We start from the raw sequence: 17566 nt of genomic DNA, 5'->3' as shown, positions 1-17566 counted from the left end.
CTCCAAAAGTTTGACTTTCTTTGACCTTTGATTTGATTATACGCCAACTGACTTTTTTATACAATAATTTTGCCTATGTATTTTCAAACTTATTATTTGAAAAAGAAAAAGAGAGCATTCATTATACTGCTAAAAAATACGGTAAATGAAATTACAATGTGTAACGACAAAAAAGCCGCAATAATGATTGCGGCTTCTGTTACGGTTTTCTTTTATATGTCCACTGGCGGTTATGATTCGTGTTATCCGGAAACTTTTCACCGGCAGTTAATTTCACCATTTGCGGATCTTTCACCATACTTCCCGTTTCACCAATTTCTACGTAAATGCCATCATTCGGCGCTTTTTGTCCAGAACGAAACCTGCGATTTTGTCCCATCTTCATTCTCCTTCCATGACGTCTTGCCTCATTAGTATATCCATTTTAAAAGAAAGCTTTTCTGTCATGTTTAGGAAACAGTACTACATCTCATTCTTGTACATATATATGAATGACACAAGCGTAAGCAGGGATTTCTTTCCTACTTGTAGAAAAAAAAAGAAACCAACCTACTCTAGGCTAGTTTCAAAGGAGAGTCAAACATATACGAGAAGATTACATGTTCATTATATGCCTCACCACACGAGCAATGTAACCCTTTTCACAATTTGTACATAATGAAAGAAACATTGTTTGAACTTTCTAAAAAGATGTTGACTTTTCTTAATTTCCAACGATAAATAGTAGACACCACAGCACTTTGAGACGTAAGATGGATATATAGTGAAATTTCCATCTATGGTGATTTCACCGAGCCTAACCTCTTATTTCTGCATATTAAAAACGGAAATACAGATAGATACAAAAAAATTATTATAAGAGGTGAAATTATGAACAAACAACATTTAATCGCATTAGACTTAGACGGCACTTTATTAACAGACAACAAAATAATTTCCACTCGAACGAAACATACAATTGCAAAAGCAAAGGAACAGGGACATATTGTTGTTATTTCAACAGGACGTCCATTCCGTGCTAGTTACGATTACTATAAAGAACTTGATCTTAACACACCTATCGTAAACTTTAACGGCGCTTACGTACATCATCCTCTTGATTCAAACTGGGGAACACATCACTCTCCTCTTGAGCTAGCAACAGCGCAAGAAATTGTCCGAGCTTGCTTTGATTTTGGCGTAAAAAATATATACGCGGAAGTAATGGACGATGTGTATGTTCGTGAAATTGATGAAGATAAAAAACATATTTTCGAATTCGGCTCTCCTAAGATTTTTACCGGAGACTTATTAAATATTTTAAACGATCATCCAACTTGCTTATTAATTGACGCACATGACGAGCATTCTACTGCAATTCGTCAACATTTAACGGATATGCATGCGGAAGTAATCGACCATAGAAAATGGGGCGCACCTTGGCCGATTATTGAAATTGTGAAAAGCGGATTAAATAAAGCAGTTGGATTACAAAAAATTTCTAGTCATTACAACATTCCACAAGAGCGCATTATCGCTTTCGGTGATGAAGATAATGATTTTGAAATGATTGAATTTGCTGGTCATGGCATCGCAATGGGAAATGCCATCCCTGAATTAAAATCACTCGCAAACCATACGACGTTAACGAACGAAGAAGATGGTATTGCTTTATATTTAGAAGAGGTTCTTGGGTTGTAATCTAAAAATTCCCTACTTATAGTTTCCTGCCAAATGTCCATACTATAAGTAGACGCATGAGACATTGCGTCGATTGTTTTCAGCTAAATAAAGGGGGTTTTTCGAATGGGTAAAAAGAACAAATCAAAACGTTTTATCCAACAAGGAGCCGATGCTGTTATGAAGCATGATGCAAGATTCCCGTACAGAGGTACATTAGCTGAGGCAGAAAAAGCAAGAAGTAACTCTTCTTTTGGAGGGGTTTAAATGGGGAACTTACTATTCCAACAAGCTAGAGATGCTGTTGAAAATGCCGTATCTTGTTCAAGCGGTACTGAGCAACAAGATCTCGTGTATAGAGCAAAAAATGCTTTGCAATCCGCTTACGCAAACTCTTCAACTGCTGAAAAAGTTCAGCTCCGTGAAATGCAAGAGCAATTGCAAAACATTACGAATTTACATTAAAAAAGAGGACCAACTTTGGTCCTCTTTAATCTTTCCGAAACAATCCGAACACCCCAACTGTTTGCAGTATATTTGTAAATGCACCTGGGTCCACTTGTCTAATAATCCTCTCTAATTCGTATAACTCGTAACGGGTAATAACCATCATTAACATTTCTTTATTTTCATTCGTATAAGCACCTGTTGCTGGTATCGTTGTAATCCCTCTTACTAATCGCGAGTGAATCGCCTTTCTTACGTCTGCCCCATTCTTCGTAACAATTAATGCTGTAATCTTTACATGACGAGTATGAATTGCATCAATAATTCTCGTTGATACATATAAAGTCACTAGCGTATACAACGCTTTTTCCCATCCATATACATAGCCAGCAGCGATAATGATAATTGCATTAAAAAAGAAAAAGTATGTACCGACAGGCTTATCTTTTATTTTTGATAAAATCATGGCGATAATATCTAATCCACCTGTAGAAGCACCCCACTTTAAAGCAATCCCTACTCCAATTGCCGAAATAATCCCGCCAAAAATCGCATTTAATATGATATCATTCGAAACCGCTCTAACAGGGATGATTTCTAGAAACAGAGTCATAAATATAACACAAAGAAAACTAAAAAAGGTGAAGGCCTTTCCAACCTTTTTCCACGCTAAAATAACGACAGGAATATTAAATAAGCTAAACAATACTCCCGTAGATATGTGAATCGATAAAAAATCACCTAATATTTGTGATAATAATTGAGACAATCCAGCAAAGCCGCTCGCATACACTTTTGCTGGCGTTAAAAATAAATTCATCCCAATCGCGTTTAATAAACCTGCGATGATTACAACGATTAACTTCTTTATAAGTTCAGTATAATTCAACTTCAAATCCATTTCGAATCCACCTTTACCCTTCATAAATGCACCGCTATACATAGTCTTTACGAAAAAGGAAATGATAAACGTACAACGTTTAGAAATGGAGTTGATACATATGCCACATACGAGTGATAACGACAAAAAAGCACGCGATAATAACGCAAAACGCACACAAAAAAATGAGCAAGAGCAAAAAAATATTCAGCAAGGTAAACGTGCATACTCTAAAAAGACCGATCACCTTTGATTCCATCGTACATCAACAATTATGTTGATGTACTTTTTTACATTTTAAAGGAAAAAAACATTAAAAATTCACTTCATGTTCACTTCTATATTCTACAATAGCGATAACATATTCGGATGAGGTGTTGGCATGAGAGGGAAACATATTTTCATTATTACTGCACTAATAAGTATATTGATGCTATCTGCTTGCGAACAAAAGAATGGCTCAGCTACAGTCGCTACAGCAACAGACTCGACCATTACAAAGGATAACTTCGAAAAACAATTGAAAGATCGTTACGGAAAAGACATGCTATACGAAATGATGGCACAAGACGTCATCACAAAAAAATATAAAGTACCTGATGAAGAGGTAAATAAAGAAGTAGAAAAAGTAAAAAAACAATATGGAGATCAATTCAAAAAAGTATTAGAAAATTATGGTTTAAAAGATGAAGAGGATTTCAAAAATCAAATTAAGTTCAAACTTGCTATGAATGAAGCGATTAAGAAAAGCATTACAGAGAAAGACGTAAAAGACCACTATAAGCCAGAAATTAAAGCGAGTCACATTTTAGTAAGTGACGAAAATGAAGCGAAAGAAATAAAGAGTAAACTAGATGCTGGTGCTTCATTTGAAGAATTAGCAAAACAAGAATCACAAGATCTACTATCAAAAGATAAAGGCGGAGACCTTGGATACTTCAATTCAGGTACAATGGCTCCTGAATTCGAAACGGCTGCCTACAAACTAAGTGTTGGACAAATTAGCAACCCCGTAAAATCATCAAACGGTTATCACGTTATTAAATTAACTGATAAAAAAGATTTAAAACCTTACGATGAAGTAAAAAACTCTATTCGCAAAAACTTAGAGGAAGAACGTACTGCTGATCCTGTATTCAGCAAAAAATTGTTACAAGAGGAATTAAAAAAGGCAAATATTAAAATAAATGATAGTGATTTGAAAGATACATTTACTCTTGTTTCTCCGCAAGGAAATTAAAAAAAGCACACCCTTATCTTTTTAGATAAGGGCGTGCTTTTTAATCTTTCATCAATATTTTCAACTTTTTCTTCAAGCTTTTATAATGCCAATTGATGTGATCTAATTCTATCTCCACTTCAATTAGCGCATCTATTAAGTCTTCTTTAGATTGCTGAGAGTTTATAATATTTTCAAGCAATTTTTCAAAACTTTTACTACTTTCATATATATCATTTAAATCCACCGCTAATATTTCACGTTCTTTTTCAGTGGATAATACGGAAAGTCGTTTTATTAATTTTTCTAGTACATTATCTTGCATTATCATAACTCCCTTTTCCTCATGGATTGCTTCTATTACCGTCATAGAAGAATAATTAATTTAAAATAAAAAAGTGTATCTCGAAATCAAACTATTTGTTTAGGTTGTGAAATACACCGAATAGACTTTACTTTTCTTTTTCAAAAATACCAGCCAAGATAAAACTAATCCCCAGAAAAATTACAATTATCAAGTTAATTGTATAACCCAAGAACGACATATACGAGGTAAAACTTACTAGAATTGTATATATGAGACCTACTACTAACACCATGGTAGCTCGATAGTTTTTCCTTTTTAACATAATCACCAATAATGCTACAATAAAAACAACATTATATATACCAATCATTGTATGTATCGTCTCCATTTTACTAATCTATCTCCTTCTTTTCTTAGAATTAGTTTTTTTCGGCTTATAATCTTTATATCCTTTTTATATCCCTTATAATATCCATCTACAAAAACCGCCGCGTCCGGAATCAGCCCTATCCCTCCAACAGCTTTACTACCAGTGAATAACGCTCCTTTAGCCCCTGACTTCACTGCATTTTTTAGTATTTGCTGCTTTTGAACGCGCTGTCCCGGCGATAAATTTGCGATTTCTTTTTTCGAGTTACTTCTAGATGATTTCCATTCATTGTAATCGGATCATCTTCATCACCCAGATCCGGATCCACCGATAAGAACACACCATGATCTGGTTGATAATATCTTGCAATCAAGTAATACATCCCGATTTCTTTATCATACATGTATCCCGCATATCCAAATGGATTGTCTGCGGCGATACCTTTTACGTCGCTCTTTAGTACGTTACCCCACGAATCATATTCATACGTTGCTACAACTTCTCTATTTTGATCTGTCATCGCAACGACATTACCATGAAGAAGTTGTAGTATACTATTTGTCTTCGTGATTTCATTGCTCAACGTACACCATTTATTAAATGCATATATTGACGAAGGGCAGTCCCATTTCCATCTATCCCATATAACGGTGGGATACTACCTCTGCCTTAAGAATAATAGATTATTTAAAATAAAAAGTGCATCTCAAAAATTACCTGTTTAATTTTCGAGATGCACTGAATCTACAAAACTTTATATTCCACTCATCATTAAAAATGAATATTATCAATGAATTAATTTTATAATCCTAGAACGACATGTATAAAATATTACTACTTTCAATATTTGCATTGTCATTCCTTTATTGCAGACCAGCATAGTTTTCAACTAAAGCTTTCCTATACCTTTTTCCTCCATCGCGAAAAATTTCTTTATGGTACTCCTCCGTTTCAATAAGAAAATCAGAAAGAGTCTTCCATATCATGGAATCAATCATCTGCTCTCTATAAATATCTTTTTCACTAATTAACAATGCCACTTCATTATGAACATCGATCACCAATAACACCTTTCCAGAAGAAAATAGTATATACAGTACATAATGATCACGCAGTGATAATCCGAACTCTTTTCCATCCTTTTCTTCCCGCCATGTGATTATGTCCCAATAGTCTTCTGATGATATATTTACATCAAACTTTGCTGCCTTTTTTACATCTTCATCATAATATCCACTCTTAGTAAAAAATAGAAAGGTTCGATATTGAAAGGTTTGTTTTGTACATATATATGCCGTACGCTCTCCTAAAACTTCGCCTATTTGTTTTAACGAATCAAGAAATTCATCTTCATCAAATTCATAGTCACTAAATAACAATACATATTTATCAAGATCACCTCTTACTACATACTCTGGTAGACTTTTTTCCATATCTACTATCTCGGCAATCCTTGTATAAACAGAACTATACTCGTTCTCGGTAAGCTGAAAGAAGCTATCTATTTTTTTCAACCTTTTTCCCCTTTCCCTTTAACCTAAACTTAATAACATTATTCTTTTTCTTCTTCCCTCTTGGATAATAATCAGCAGTATTAAAACCACCACTAGATCCATCGCGAGTAGTTATTTTCCTTCCATTTTTAGTGAAATTCCTAATTTGCAAACCATTTTTGTAAAATGTTTCTTGATTCCATCCTGCTTTTCCCAATCTATTGTGTAATTGGCATAGACTTATATTCGCCTGAAAATTAGGCTTGGATTTCTTTGTCGTAATATTAGTAAACTTAAGCTTTGTACCATATTTAAATGTGTTATATGCTAATTTTGCACCTTTATAAGCTGCCCCACCAACTAATCCAGCACCAACAGCTACTGCAGCTGCTTTCCAGCCATTCTTTTTATACGCTTGATACCCATCATAAGCTGCGAATCCTGTGTTTAATACCATCCATGCTAAATGCCCATCCGGATTTGTCATCATCACCGGATTATTGTCTGCATACGTATACCCATTCATGGTAATTGGGTCATCTTCGTTCCACGTATACTTGTACTTTCCATCCGATGTACGATTTCCATTCACATCATATAGTAACGATTCGTTTCCGAATTTTACAAGTTAATTTCCTTCATTAAACGTTGCCGCTATAGACTTTGTTTCGTTTCCAATTTATAAATTATGAACACTTCAACATTAGCCACGGATACCACAATATCTCTTCTGCCTCTATCTTTTGATTATCAATTAAATGAATAACATATTGTGCATCCTCATAATTAGCGATAAGTGATAATTCATTCAAATTCTTACCATACTTTCTAAAATCCGTCTGTAAATTATTATGAATAAACGAATAAAAATTATTGTTACTATAGCCACATATATCAAAACCTAACATTTCATCGTTATTGATACAGAATGGCAATGCATCTTCCATAAAATGATATATAGAACAATCAAAATCATTCTCTTCTCGCTCATTCAATAAAAAATCCGCCCGATACTCTTCTGAAAGATTTAAACTAACAATTTCTAAATCTTCTATACCCTTTAAATAGTTTTTCTTAAAAAATCTAGCATCCTCTAAATCCCTAAAAACATTGGGCCAGGAGAACCTTTTTTCCTCTATCAATGTATCTAAAAAACATCGCGCCTGTTCATGCTCCTCTTTACTGATCCTTAATCTTGAGTTTATTAGCTTAGTAATCGATTTATTTTCATTTGTATTGGACCAAGGGAAAAACCAATAATCAGGGAATGTTGGCCGTACGCTATTACTTATTGTTAAAATAGTCGAGGACAGCCCCTCAATTATGCAAGTTTGATAAATAAGCTCTTTTTCATATGAAATTATCATAAATCCACCGTTATAATATTTCATGCCCATCCCTCCTTCCTGTTATGAATACAAGCATTCTTCAATAACTATATTCATTTTAATACCCTCTTGGATATTCCTTTTTAAATGGTTTTCTCACTTTTTCTTTCGGATACTTCTTCTTAGTTATAGGTTTTCTATTGTATTGATTTTTAGTTTTAACATTTGGTCGAGGAACATCACCATGCGGTTTTCCTTCTCCACGAAATTGTTTCCTCAACACTCCTCCTTGTCCATAAGTTGCGTATTCGTCACTTTTCCATTTTTAGTTTTATATCTTGTATGTGGACTTCCCTTTGCCTTCGGGTCTGGTCCTGATGGTTTACTACAGGCCTGCATGACTCTGCTTTTTGCACCAATACGCCAAGCCGCATATGCACTGCACCACCAACCGCTATAGTTGCTAATAATGCCGCTTGTCTCAAACCTGGTACGAAATATATGCCCGCAGCCATTGCCCAATGCCCATCTGGGTCAATGTTCATTACCGGGTTATTATCCGCATACGTATACCCATTCATTGTAACCGGATCATCACTATCACCCGGATCTGGATCCACCGATAAGAACACACCATGCTCTGGGTTATAGTATCTTGCAATCAAGTAATACATCCCAATTTCTTTATCATACATGTATCCCGCATATCCAAATGGATTGTCCGCTGCGATTCCTTTTGCTTCACTCTTTAAGACGTTCCCCCATGCATCGTATTCATAGCTTGCGACTATTTGTCCGTCCTTGTCGGTCATTGCTATTACGTCACCGCGCGGGTTGTAATGGTAGTATACCGATTGATCTTGTATTTTCATTGCTAGGCGGACGCCGTCTTTGTTGTAAACGTATTGTCGGAGGACTTTTCCGTTCCCGTCTGTTTCGTATAGCGGGTTAATGCTGTCACCGTCGTAGAAGTAACGGGTTACTTGTCCGTTTACGTTCTTTTCACCTTTTCTCGTTAAAGCAACAAGTTGATCTATCTCGTCCTATATAAGTAAGGACATAAAGTTATGTCCCTACTTACTATCATCGTACTTCCAATCAACTACACAATTTCTATTAATAAAAGAAATCACCTAGTTTTATAAAACACAAATGAGCAACAAACAGCCAGCGCAAAAAAGAATAAAATCAAAATTTTAATACCCCAACTTAAAAAGTTAAAATATGGAGTGAAGATTATAACTATTATATATACGAGCCATATTACTGTAATAGTAAACGGAATGTATTCTCTTGATTTTAAGAACATTATTGACAAATATAAAATCCAACCTATCCCTATACTCCATGTAATAATTGCTCCACCTTCAATAAAAACCATCTCCTATCTTCTTTTTTTCTTCTTAGGCCTATAATTTATATAGGCTTTTTTATACTCTTTTTGATATTCATACAAGAAGATGCCTGCGTCCGCAGCAAACCCATATACTCCTACAGCTTTACTACCTCTTACTATAGCAGCCTTTATTGCTTGTTTACCTGCACCTTTCAACACACTTTGCATCCCTTTTCGATTTCCAACTTTTACTTGAGATGCCTTTACCTTTGATTTTGTTTTAGATTGTTTCCACCCTTTAGATGCTCCCGTTATAAATGGTCCCAATTTACTAACAAAATTCCCTCCACCCATAAGATTAAAACTATAGCTCTCTGCCCAACCTTTTATTCCGGCTCGTACTGCTCTATCATTGGCATAAGCCGTTCTCTTATCATAAACCCACAATTGTGTCGTTCCCCAAGGACGATATGCCCAATGCCCATCCGGATCCACATTCATCACCGGATTATTGTCACCATACGTATACCCATTCATGGTAACCGGATCATCCTCATCACCCGGATCAGGATCCACTGATAAGAACACACCATGCTCCGGATTATAATAACGCGCAATCAGATAATACATCCCAATTTCTTTATCATACATGTATCCCGCATATCCGAATGGATTGTCTGCTGCGATACCTTTCGTATCACTCTTTACTACATTACCCCACGAATCATATTCATACGTTGCTACAACTTCTCTATCTTGATTCGTCATCGCAACGACATTACCATGAAGAAGTTGTAGTATACTGTTTGTCTTCTTGATTTCATTGCTCAACGTACACCATTTATTAAATGCATATATTGACGAAGGGCAGTCCCATTTCCACCTATCCCATATAACAGAGTGATACTTTCTGCCTTAGGAGTAATAGGTTATTTAAAATAAAAAATGCATCTCAAAAATTACCTGTTTAATTTTCGAGATGCACTGAATCTATAAAACTTTATATTCCACTCATCATTAAAAAGAATATTAGCAATGAATTAATTTTATAATCCTAGAACGACATGTATAAAATATTACTACTTTCAATACTTGTATTGTCATTCCTTTATTGCAGACCAGCATAGTTTTCAATTAAAGCTTTCCTATACCTTTTTCCTCCATCGCGAAAAATTTCTTTATGGTACTCCTCCGTTTCAATAAGAAAATCAGAAAGAGGCTGCCATATCGTTGTATCAATCATCTGATCCCTATAAATATCTTTTTCACTAATTAGCAACGCTACGTCGTCACGAACATCAATCACCAACAATACCTTTCCAGAAGAAAATAGTATATAAAGTACAAAATGATCACGAAGTGAGCATCCAAACTCTTTTCCATCCTTTTCTTCCCGCCATGTGATAATATCCCAATAGTCTTCTGATGATATATTCACATCAAACTTTGCTGCCTTTTTTATATCTTCATCATAATATCCGCTCTTAGTCCAAAATAGAAAAGTTCGATATCGAAAAGTTTGTTTTGTACATATATATGCCGTACGCTCTCCTAAAACTTCGCCTATTTGTTTTAACGAATCAATAAATCCCTCAGCACCAAAATCATAACAACTAAATAACAATACATATTTATCAAGGTCACCTCTGACTACATACTCTGGTAAACTTTTTTCCATATCTACCATCTCGGCAATTCTTTTATAAACAAAACTATACTCTTCCTCGGTAAGTTGAAATAAGCTATCTATTTTTCTCAACCTTTTTCCCCTTTCCCTTTAACCTAAATTTAATAACATCTTTCTTTTTTTTCTTCCCTCTTCCATAATACTCAGCAGTATTCTCACCATTACTCGATCCATTGCGAGTAGTTATTTTCCTTCCGTTTTTAGTAAAATTCCTAATTTGCAAACCATTTCGGTAAGTTATGTCTTGATTCCATCCTGCTTTTCCTAATCTATTGTGTAATTGGCGCAGACTTATATTAACCCTAAAATTTGATACAGAATTTCCAACTGTAGTATTAGTAAAATTAAGCTTTTTGCCATATTTAAATGTATTATATGCTAATTTCGCACCTTTATAAGCTGCTCCACCAACTAATCCGACACCAACAGCTACTGCAGCTGCTTTCCAACCATTCTTTTTATACGCTTGATACCCATCATAAGCTGCGAATCCTGCGTTTAATACCATCCATGCTAAATGCCCATCCGGATCTGTCATCATCACCGGATTATTGTCACCATACGTATACCCATTCATGGTAACCGGATCATCCTCATCACCCGGATCAGGATCCACTGATAAGAACACACCATGCTCCGGATTATAATAACGCGCAATCAGATAATACATCCCAATTTCTTTATCATACATGTATCCCGCATATCCGAATGGATTGTCTGCTGCGATACCTTTCGTATCACTCTTTACTACATTACCCCACGAATCATATTCATACGTTGCTACAACTTCTCTATTTTGATCTGTCATCGCAACTACATCACCACGTGGGTTGTAGTGATAGTATAGCGTTTGCCCTTTTGATTTCATAGCTAAGCGTGTACCACTTGTGGAATATACATATTGACGAAGTACAGTTCCACTACCATCTGTCTCATATAATGGGTTAATGCTGTCTCCATCATAGAAGTAGCGTGTTACTTGACCATTTACACTCTTTTCAATACGACGATTATTTTCATCATATTTATACGTTGCGAATGCATTGCTTTCACCTTGTTTTGTAATCGCTACAATTTGGTCATTTTCATTCCATGTATACTTGTACTTTCCGTCAGACGTACGATTTCCATTCGCATCATACGTTAACGATTCGTTCCCGAATTTTACAAGTTGATTTCCTTCATTGAATGTTGCCGCTATAGATTTTGTTTCTTTTCCATTCTCTACAACTTTCACACTTGTACGGTTTCCAAATCCATCATATGTGTAAGATTTACTTGTTCCGTTTGGTAATGCCTCGTTTAATAGTTGGTTGATTGGGTCATATACAAAGTTTGTTTCTGTTACTTTCCCGCCCGCACCTTCATGTTTAATTTTCGTACGGTTACCTGATTGGTCATATTCATATCGTTCAGAAAGTAGAATACTGTTTGATGTACCTACTACTAAATCTTTAATTTTGTTCGCATGGTCATAGTTAAACGTCGAACCTGAACCATTTCCGGCTGTATACGTACGAACATTTCCTTGATCGTCATAATCAAATCGATACGTTTGCGAGCCATCTGTCACACGAATGTTTTGATCTAACGTGTTGTAGTCATACGATACTTTATTTGTGTATCCACCTTGTGTTACTGTTTGTTCTTTTAATTTCTCTGTCTTACTGTTTGCTTTGTCGTGATATGCCCAGTCAACTTTTCCGCCTCGGCTATCTGTTGCGCTTGTGACACGGTCAGCCTTATCGTATGTTTTCGTGCGTTCTACACCATTGACATGGTCTTTCACTTTCGTAACTTGTCCATTTTGATCACGTTCAAAAGTAAATGAATCTTTTCCGTTGCGCTTTTCACCAATGACACGATCTGCTGTATCATATACAGATTCTAAAATCGAACCATTTGGCATTGTTGTTTTAATCTTGTTTGCATTTTCATCGTACGTATTTTCAATACGACGGTTTAATGCATCGATATAGACTGTATTTTTATTATCTACATCATATTCATATTTGTGTGTTTGCGTTTTCCCACCAAACATGACAGATTTCTCTGTTGTATTTCCATTATGATCATACAGATAATTTACAGAAGTACCATTTTTTAATGTAACCTTCGTTAATAGATTATCTTTGTTGTAATCATATAATTTTGTATTTCCTTTTTCATCTGTTTCGCTCTTTTTATTTCCTGACGCGTCGTATGTGAAGCTGTTCTTCTGTCCTTCTTCATCATACGTGGCAACAACATTTCCGTCGTTGTCATACTCGTTTTTAATAAGAGCGTTACCTTCTAGTAAACGAATATTATCGAACCAGACTTTTCCTTTATTATTTTTTCTAAAGAGAACATACACCGCTACGTTTTTAATCGGTTTTTTCGCTGGAATCATTACAGCACTACGATTCCAATCATTTGTACCACTTGGGAATTTCGCTTGATAATTCTCTCCACTACCGTCTTGATAGTATATATCTGCCCAAATAGAGTAATCTTTCGAAAGCTTGTCAGGTGCATCATTTTCTACATTTTCAGATTTAGACATCCCTGTTACCGTTAGAGGGGCTGCTGTTTTCTGATTTAAATTCACCCATGTAGCATACCCAACATCGGATCCGCCATATTGACTGCGCTCTATTACAATAGATGAATCCCCTGTAAAGCTTTGCTCATGGGAAGTATCTTTTGGATCACAACTTGTTCCATCTCCGCGAATCCACCCTGGAATACAACCTTTCTCTGTCATATTCTCTAAACTACTATTTGTAATTGGATTAAAACTAGAAGAAACGTCTCCCTTTTCCAATTGTATCTTGTCAAACCATGCAGAACCACTCGTAGAAGAACCACCATTTTCTACTTGTAAATAGATTTTTACTTTTCTCGTTTTCTCTGTTGTTTTAAAAGTAACTTGACGGTTAACCCAATCCCTAGTTCCTTCAACTTTACTGTGACGATTATCGTTCCAACCATCATCTATACCAGCACCGTTTTCATTTAATGACTGTACATTGAAGAAAGCAGCGCCGTTAGATAAATCCGTTTTCACCATACCACTTAATGTGTAAGTTGTATTTGGTTCTAGTGTTACTTCTTGAATTGCTGCGATATAGCCCCACTCATTACTTGTTGCTTTCGTTGTAATCTTAAGTGACGACTCTCCTCCAAGACCACCTGGAGCTGGTGCTGCATCTTTTGTGATGGAACCGGAATTATTGTGATTTACTGTTACCCATTTATCTGTGCCATTTATCTCGAAGCTTGGGTTTTGAACTAAGTTTTCCCCTGTCCCTAATTCTTTACTTGTTTCAATCGGATTACCGTATTTATCATGCTGTGTGAAAGAAGACGTATGGGCCGATTGATCTGTTTGTGACACTTCTGTATTTGCTGCTTTATAAGCAACTGTTGTTTCACGATTTTCATTATCTGTCGCTTTTATAAGTCCGTTGTCTTTATTGTACTCAAACTTTTCTGTTCCCATTTCATCAGTAACAGAGGTTACATTCCCATTACCGTCATAGGTCGCTGTTTCCGTTTGATTTTTAGGAGTTGTTGTTTTTACTAAATTGTTTGCATTATATTCATACGATGTCGTTAAATTAAGACGTCCCACATCTTCAACTGTTTTCACTGGATTTCCAGCATCGTTATACGTATAAACAGTCTTACGTCCTTTTGGATTCGTTAATGTAACTTCCTTCGAACCTGTATTATATGCTAATGTCGTAGCTTTCCCTAATGGGTCCGTTACTTTTACTAATCTATCATTCTCATATGCATACGATGTTTTATATGGTTTTGCATCTGTATGTTGTGGGTCATAAATAGATGTCAGTACCCCATTATCATATCCATATTTGTATACTTTTCCTTCTGGAGTTGTAGAAGAAACGAGTAGATCTCCATCATATTTAAATGTAATCGTTTTGCTATCTGGGCCGATTACTCTTGCTGCTTTTTTATTATTTCCATCATATTGTACGACTAACTCTTTGCCAGAAGCATTTTTCACTTTTGATAAACGTGATTCACCATCATACTCATATGTCGTCGTATTTCCGTATTTATCTTTTGTATACTGGATACGACCTTGTGCATCTCCAGATTTATAGAAAGTAACCGTTTGGTCTTTATCTTTTATTTCATATCCGCCTGATACTTGTTTAATTTCTAAATATATACCAGTAGGGGCTTGATACGTATTATCTCCCGTTCTAGTAAAAGTAATATTTGCGCCATCGGCAGAAATTAATAGTAAGTTTCCATTTCCTTCAGCCAAAATTCTTTCTTCTAATCCACTAGACCAACCTGTACCAAATAAACCTACTTTTTTACTTTGGCTATTATACGTTCTTTCCACTGATACATCCGGTCCGCGCCCTGATAACGTAATATCTTTTTCACTCATGATAAAGTTACCATTTGTAGCATTTACTTTACCATTTAGTACCGGAACTGATGCCCAGTAATCAAACATCCCTATAAACCCAAAGTCTTGAGCAAATTTAGGTACAAATTCATGCGAAATTTCACTTTCAGCATGTCCGGCTTTACTATACGCTGTTACACGGAACCAATAATTTTTAAAGCCAGCATAAATTCCGCCAGAATTCTTATACACAGGTGATGGATCAACTGCTAATTCTGCACCTTTTTTATCATGATGAAGTAAATATTGGCCTTTTGCAATTTCATCTTTCGTTGGCCAAATTTTCTCATTTTGCGTTGTCCAATTTGTTTTATTCCCTACATCGAACGCTTCGTAATCTTTTCCGTTATAAATCCAAACTTTATAGCCTGCAGCCGCTGGAACTGCATCCCACTTTAATGTGACATATCCTGTTTCTTTATCTGTCGCATTAATATAGGCCGATCCATCTGGCTTTTTCACTTGTTCTAATGGAATAAATGGAACTATTTCATCTGAAAGTGGACTATCCCCAAACGGATACTCTGCTACAATACGAATCCAGTAGCTACTTCTTCCGCTATAATCCCCGTACGGACCTCCTGACTCGTAAGCATTTTTATATATTTGTCCTGGGTTAGTAGGCGCTTCTGCACCTTTTCCATCATCATGTATCCAGTAACGCCCTTGTGCAATTTCTTCTGGCGTCGGGAATATTTTTTTATCTTTCGTCGTCCAGCTTGTCACATTCCCAACAGGAATATATTCATAGTCATATCCATTAAAAATGGCAACTTTATAACCTGTTGCTCCTGGAACTGCGTCCCATTGTACATTGAAGTGACCTGAACCACTCCCACTCCCATTTGAGTAAGCTTGTACTCTTGGCTTATTTGGTTTTGCGTAGGAATATTTCACTTCCAAGAATGGTGCATTCGTTCCATTTTCAGCTGCAATGAATTTCTTCCAATGGTTTTGACCATTACCATTTGCATGTAGCTTAAAGCCATTGTTTGGTCTCGCGCCTTCTACCCATGCTTTCACTGTATTCGTTACATTGAACTGGGCCCATTTTCCGCGGCCCACATCAGCGTGTGCAATGTTGTTAGAACCTGGTTTGTTATTCCAGTTTACACTTCCAACATTCCATCCACTTGTTACTTCATCTAACCAAACACCATTTGGTTGATTCGCATAATAATGCCAAACTGCATAGGCATGGAATGTTGCACTTTCAATCTTTGCACCCTTTAAGTTTGAAACATCTGGTTTAATAAATGAAAAGTTGGTGCCAATCGATGCGTCATAATACCCAACTTTTAACGTGTAAGCATTTTGGCCTGAATCCCAAAGTTTTCCTCCTGAATAATTAACATTAGCGAATACACTTGAAGCATAAGCATTTTCAAAGTTATCCAATTCAATTGAAGGATCTACATATACCGGATATTTTCGCTCTGGTGCTTGTAGCCACTGCGGGTCGGCAGTAACAGTTAATGTATATGTTTTTTCATCTTTCTTCTCAATATTGTAGCGAACCGCATCTGACGTTACAGCCTCACCTGATTGCTGATCCACATTGGAATCATTCATATATGGTTTCGGCAATGTGAATACTTTTTCTTTTTTCTCATCTTGGAAGTCAATTGAACCATCTTCCTGTAAGCTAGGTGTTAAATCTGTTTCTAATGCAAATGTAAAAATGTGGTGTCCTGTATACTCACGTAATACAAAATCTTCTTTTACATTTTCATTGAATGTCGTACTCTTTAAATCAATATTTGGGAAGACCCCTTTATACCATACTGTATTATTTTCATGTGTTGCGGTTACTGGTGATGGCTTCATTTCACCTTTTTCACCATTTGCACTTATTAGTTTATACTGAATAGTATGATCTTTCACTTTAAATTGAACGTACTTTCCATCTTTTGTCGCTTTCTCAAACTCTGGTTCTAATGTTGTATTTTCCGTTACAATTTTTTCATTTGGTGCTTCTACTAATTTTGGCGAAACCTCTTCTAGCTTTCCATCTTTCTCTGCATGAATCGGTTCCGTATATACCCTCTTTGTAAAAGTACCATCATTGTTATCAAAAACCTTTTCGGTTTCCGTTCTTTCTTCTACAATCTCAGTCGGACTCGCCTGTGTTTTAGCCTTATCCTTCTTTAATTGATCTGGATGTGGAGCTGGTAATTCCTGCTCCTCTTTCTTTTCCACTTCTGGAGTTTGTTCTGAATTTGGAGATGGTGTAAACGGTGGTGCCGTTTCTGCCAACCCATTCAGTGGTATAGAAGTAACAATTAGTGCAACTACGATAAGTTGGATTAATTGCCTATACCATTTTTTCTTAACTTGCCTCTTTTCCATACATTCACCCCTAATTCGCATCAGTTTTATTCTTACAATTAACAATTTAAAGAATTCTC

Annotated in this window: 15 protein-coding genes and 2 pseudogenes; 5 read left to right on the top strand and 12 right to left on the bottom strand. The window is 35.9% G+C overall.

The features are described from left to right. Positions 1-199: 199 nt before the first annotated feature. Positions 200-379: a YjzC family protein gene (locus BHV55_RS06235; protein WP_000531421.1), complete on the bottom strand. Its 180-nt coding sequence runs from the start codon at positions 377-379 to the stop codon at positions 200-202. A 491-nt stretch (positions 380-870) separates the two neighbouring features. Between BHV55_RS06235 and BHV55_RS06230 the strand changes: the two genes are divergently transcribed. From BHV55_RS06230 to BHV55_RS06220, 3 genes are all read left to right on the top strand, one after another. Beyond that, the gene (locus tag BHV55_RS06230; protein ID WP_001041232.1) at positions 871-1680 is read left to right on the top strand and encodes a Cof-type HAD-IIB family hydrolase; all 810 of its coding nucleotides are present in this window, start codon (positions 871-873) and stop codon (positions 1678-1680) included. Positions 1681-1785: 105 nt separating this feature from the next. Then, positions 1786-1926, top strand: coding sequence for a hypothetical protein (locus BHV55_RS06225; RefSeq protein ID WP_000516816.1), 141 nt, complete (start codon positions 1786-1788; stop codon positions 1924-1926). Further along, on the top strand, positions 1927-2124 hold the full coding sequence (locus BHV55_RS06220; protein WP_000527407.1) for a DUF3813 domain-containing protein: 198 nt from the start codon (positions 1927-1929) through the stop codon (positions 2122-2124). A gap of 25 nt (positions 2125-2149) precedes the next feature. Here the strand turns inward: BHV55_RS06220 and BHV55_RS06215 are convergent, their stop codons facing one another. Then, positions 2150-3007 (bottom strand): YitT family protein, encoded by an 858-nt coding sequence (locus tag BHV55_RS06215; protein ID WP_000364432.1) that lies wholly within the window; start codon positions 3005-3007, stop codon positions 2150-2152. 100 nt (positions 3008-3107) lie between these two features. Here BHV55_RS06215 and BHV55_RS06210 point away from each other — a divergent pair, with 100 nt between their 5' ends. Together BHV55_RS06210 and prsA are read left to right on the top strand one after the other, a co-directional pair. Further along, on the top strand, positions 3108-3239 hold the full coding sequence (locus BHV55_RS06210) for a DUF3941 domain-containing protein (protein ID WP_001120851.1): 132 nt from the start codon (positions 3108-3110) through the stop codon (positions 3237-3239). Positions 3240-3368: 129 nt separating this feature from the next. After that, positions 3369-4226, top strand: a complete 858-nt coding sequence (gene prsA, locus BHV55_RS06205; RefSeq protein WP_070757212.1) for a peptidylprolyl isomerase PrsA — start codon at positions 3369-3371, stop codon at positions 4224-4226. 40 nt (positions 4227-4266) lie between these two features. Here prsA and BHV55_RS06200 read toward each other — a convergent pair whose 3' ends face one another. The 10 genes and pseudogenes from BHV55_RS06200 to BHV55_RS06160 all read right to left on the bottom strand — a co-directional run bounded on the left by BHV55_RS06200 (position 4267) and on the right by BHV55_RS06160 (position 17507). Beyond that, entirely contained in the window at positions 4267-4530 is a 264-nt protein-coding gene (locus BHV55_RS06200; protein WP_001153796.1) for a hypothetical protein, read from the bottom strand. Positions 4531-5162: 632 nt separating this feature from the next. After that, positions 5163-5542, bottom strand: a pseudogene (locus tag BHV55_RS27415) (RHS repeat domain-containing protein); the annotation flags it as partial. A 203-nt stretch (positions 5543-5745) separates the two neighbouring features. Next, positions 5746-6396, bottom strand: a complete 651-nt coding sequence (locus tag BHV55_RS06190) for a hypothetical protein (RefSeq protein ID WP_070757215.1) — start codon at positions 6394-6396, stop codon at positions 5746-5748. Then, complete coding sequence (locus BHV55_RS06185) at positions 6380-6967, bottom strand: RHS repeat-associated core domain-containing protein (RefSeq protein WP_070757216.1); 588 nt, start codon at positions 6965-6967, stop codon at positions 6380-6382. The genes BHV55_RS06190 and BHV55_RS06185 overlap by 17 nt, the downstream gene beginning before the upstream one ends. Before the next feature lie 94 nt (positions 6968-7061). Then, the gene (locus BHV55_RS06180) at positions 7062-7766 is read right to left on the bottom strand and encodes a hypothetical protein (protein ID WP_048568756.1); all 705 of its coding nucleotides are present in this window, start codon (positions 7764-7766) and stop codon (positions 7062-7064) included. 55 nt (positions 7767-7821) lie between these two features. Continuing rightward, positions 7822-7983: a polymorphic toxin type 24 domain-containing protein gene (locus BHV55_RS27860; protein WP_237470916.1), complete on the bottom strand. Its 162-nt coding sequence runs from the start codon at positions 7981-7983 to the stop codon at positions 7822-7824. A 190-nt stretch (positions 7984-8173) separates the two neighbouring features. Then, positions 8174-8746, bottom strand: a pseudogene (locus BHV55_RS27855) (RHS repeat-associated core domain-containing protein); the annotation flags it as partial. A gap of 341 nt (positions 8747-9087) precedes the next feature. Further along, positions 9088-9807, bottom strand: coding sequence for an RHS repeat-associated core domain-containing protein (locus BHV55_RS06170; RefSeq protein WP_095209634.1), 720 nt, complete (start codon positions 9805-9807; stop codon positions 9088-9090). 340 nt (positions 9808-10147) lie between these two features. After that, on the bottom strand, positions 10148-10798 hold the full coding sequence (locus BHV55_RS06165; protein ID WP_048568754.1) for a hypothetical protein: 651 nt from the start codon (positions 10796-10798) through the stop codon (positions 10148-10150). Then, positions 10782-17507: a DNRLRE domain-containing protein gene (locus tag BHV55_RS06160; RefSeq protein WP_168369334.1), complete on the bottom strand. Its 6726-nt coding sequence runs from the start codon at positions 17505-17507 to the stop codon at positions 10782-10784. The genes BHV55_RS06165 and BHV55_RS06160 overlap by 17 nt, the downstream gene beginning before the upstream one ends. Between the last annotated feature and the right edge of the window lie 59 nt (positions 17508-17566).

This window comes from Bacillus sp. RZ2MS9, from assembly GCF_001816185.2.
In the GTDB taxonomy this organism is placed as follows: Bacteria; Bacillota; Bacilli; order Bacillales; family Bacillaceae_G; genus Bacillus_A; species Bacillus_A cereus.
This window is presented reverse-complemented; position numbering and strand designations above follow the sequence as displayed.

Bases quoted from the DNA above. Each gene is read 5' to 3' on its own strand.
- BHV55_RS06235 (WP_000531421.1), bottom strand. From the start codon at position 379: ATGGGACAAAATCGCAGGTTTCGTTCTGGACAAAAAGCGCCGAATGAT.
- BHV55_RS06230 (WP_001041232.1), top strand. From the start codon at position 871: ATGAACAAACAACATTTAATCGCATTAGACTTAGACGGCACTTTATTA.
- BHV55_RS06225 (WP_000516816.1), top strand. From the start codon at position 1,786: ATGGGTAAAAAGAACAAATCAAAACGTTTTATCCAACAAGGAGCCGAT.
- BHV55_RS06220 (WP_000527407.1), top strand. From the start codon at position 1,927: ATGGGGAACTTACTATTCCAACAAGCTAGAGATGCTGTTGAAAATGCC.
- BHV55_RS06215 (WP_000364432.1), bottom strand. From the start codon at position 3,007: ATGGATTTGAAGTTGAATTATACTGAACTTATAAAGAAGTTAATCGTT.
- BHV55_RS06210 (WP_001120851.1), top strand. From the start codon at position 3,108: ATGCCACATACGAGTGATAACGACAAAAAAGCACGCGATAATAACGCA.
- prsA (WP_070757212.1), top strand. From the start codon at position 3,369: ATGAGAGGGAAACATATTTTCATTATTACTGCACTAATAAGTATATTG.
- BHV55_RS06200 (WP_001153796.1), bottom strand. From the start codon at position 4,530: ATGCAAGATAATGTACTAGAAAAATTAATAAAACGACTTTCCGTATTA.
- BHV55_RS06180 (WP_048568756.1), bottom strand. From the start codon at position 7,766: ATGAAATATTATAACGGTGGATTTATGATAATTTCATATGAAAAAGAG.
- BHV55_RS06170 (WP_095209634.1), bottom strand. From the start codon at position 9,807: ATGACGAATCAAGATAGAGAAGTTGTAGCAACGTATGAATATGATTCG.
- BHV55_RS06160 (WP_168369334.1), bottom strand. From the start codon at position 17,507: ATGGAAAAGAGGCAAGTTAAGAAAAAATGGTATAGGCAATTAATCCAA.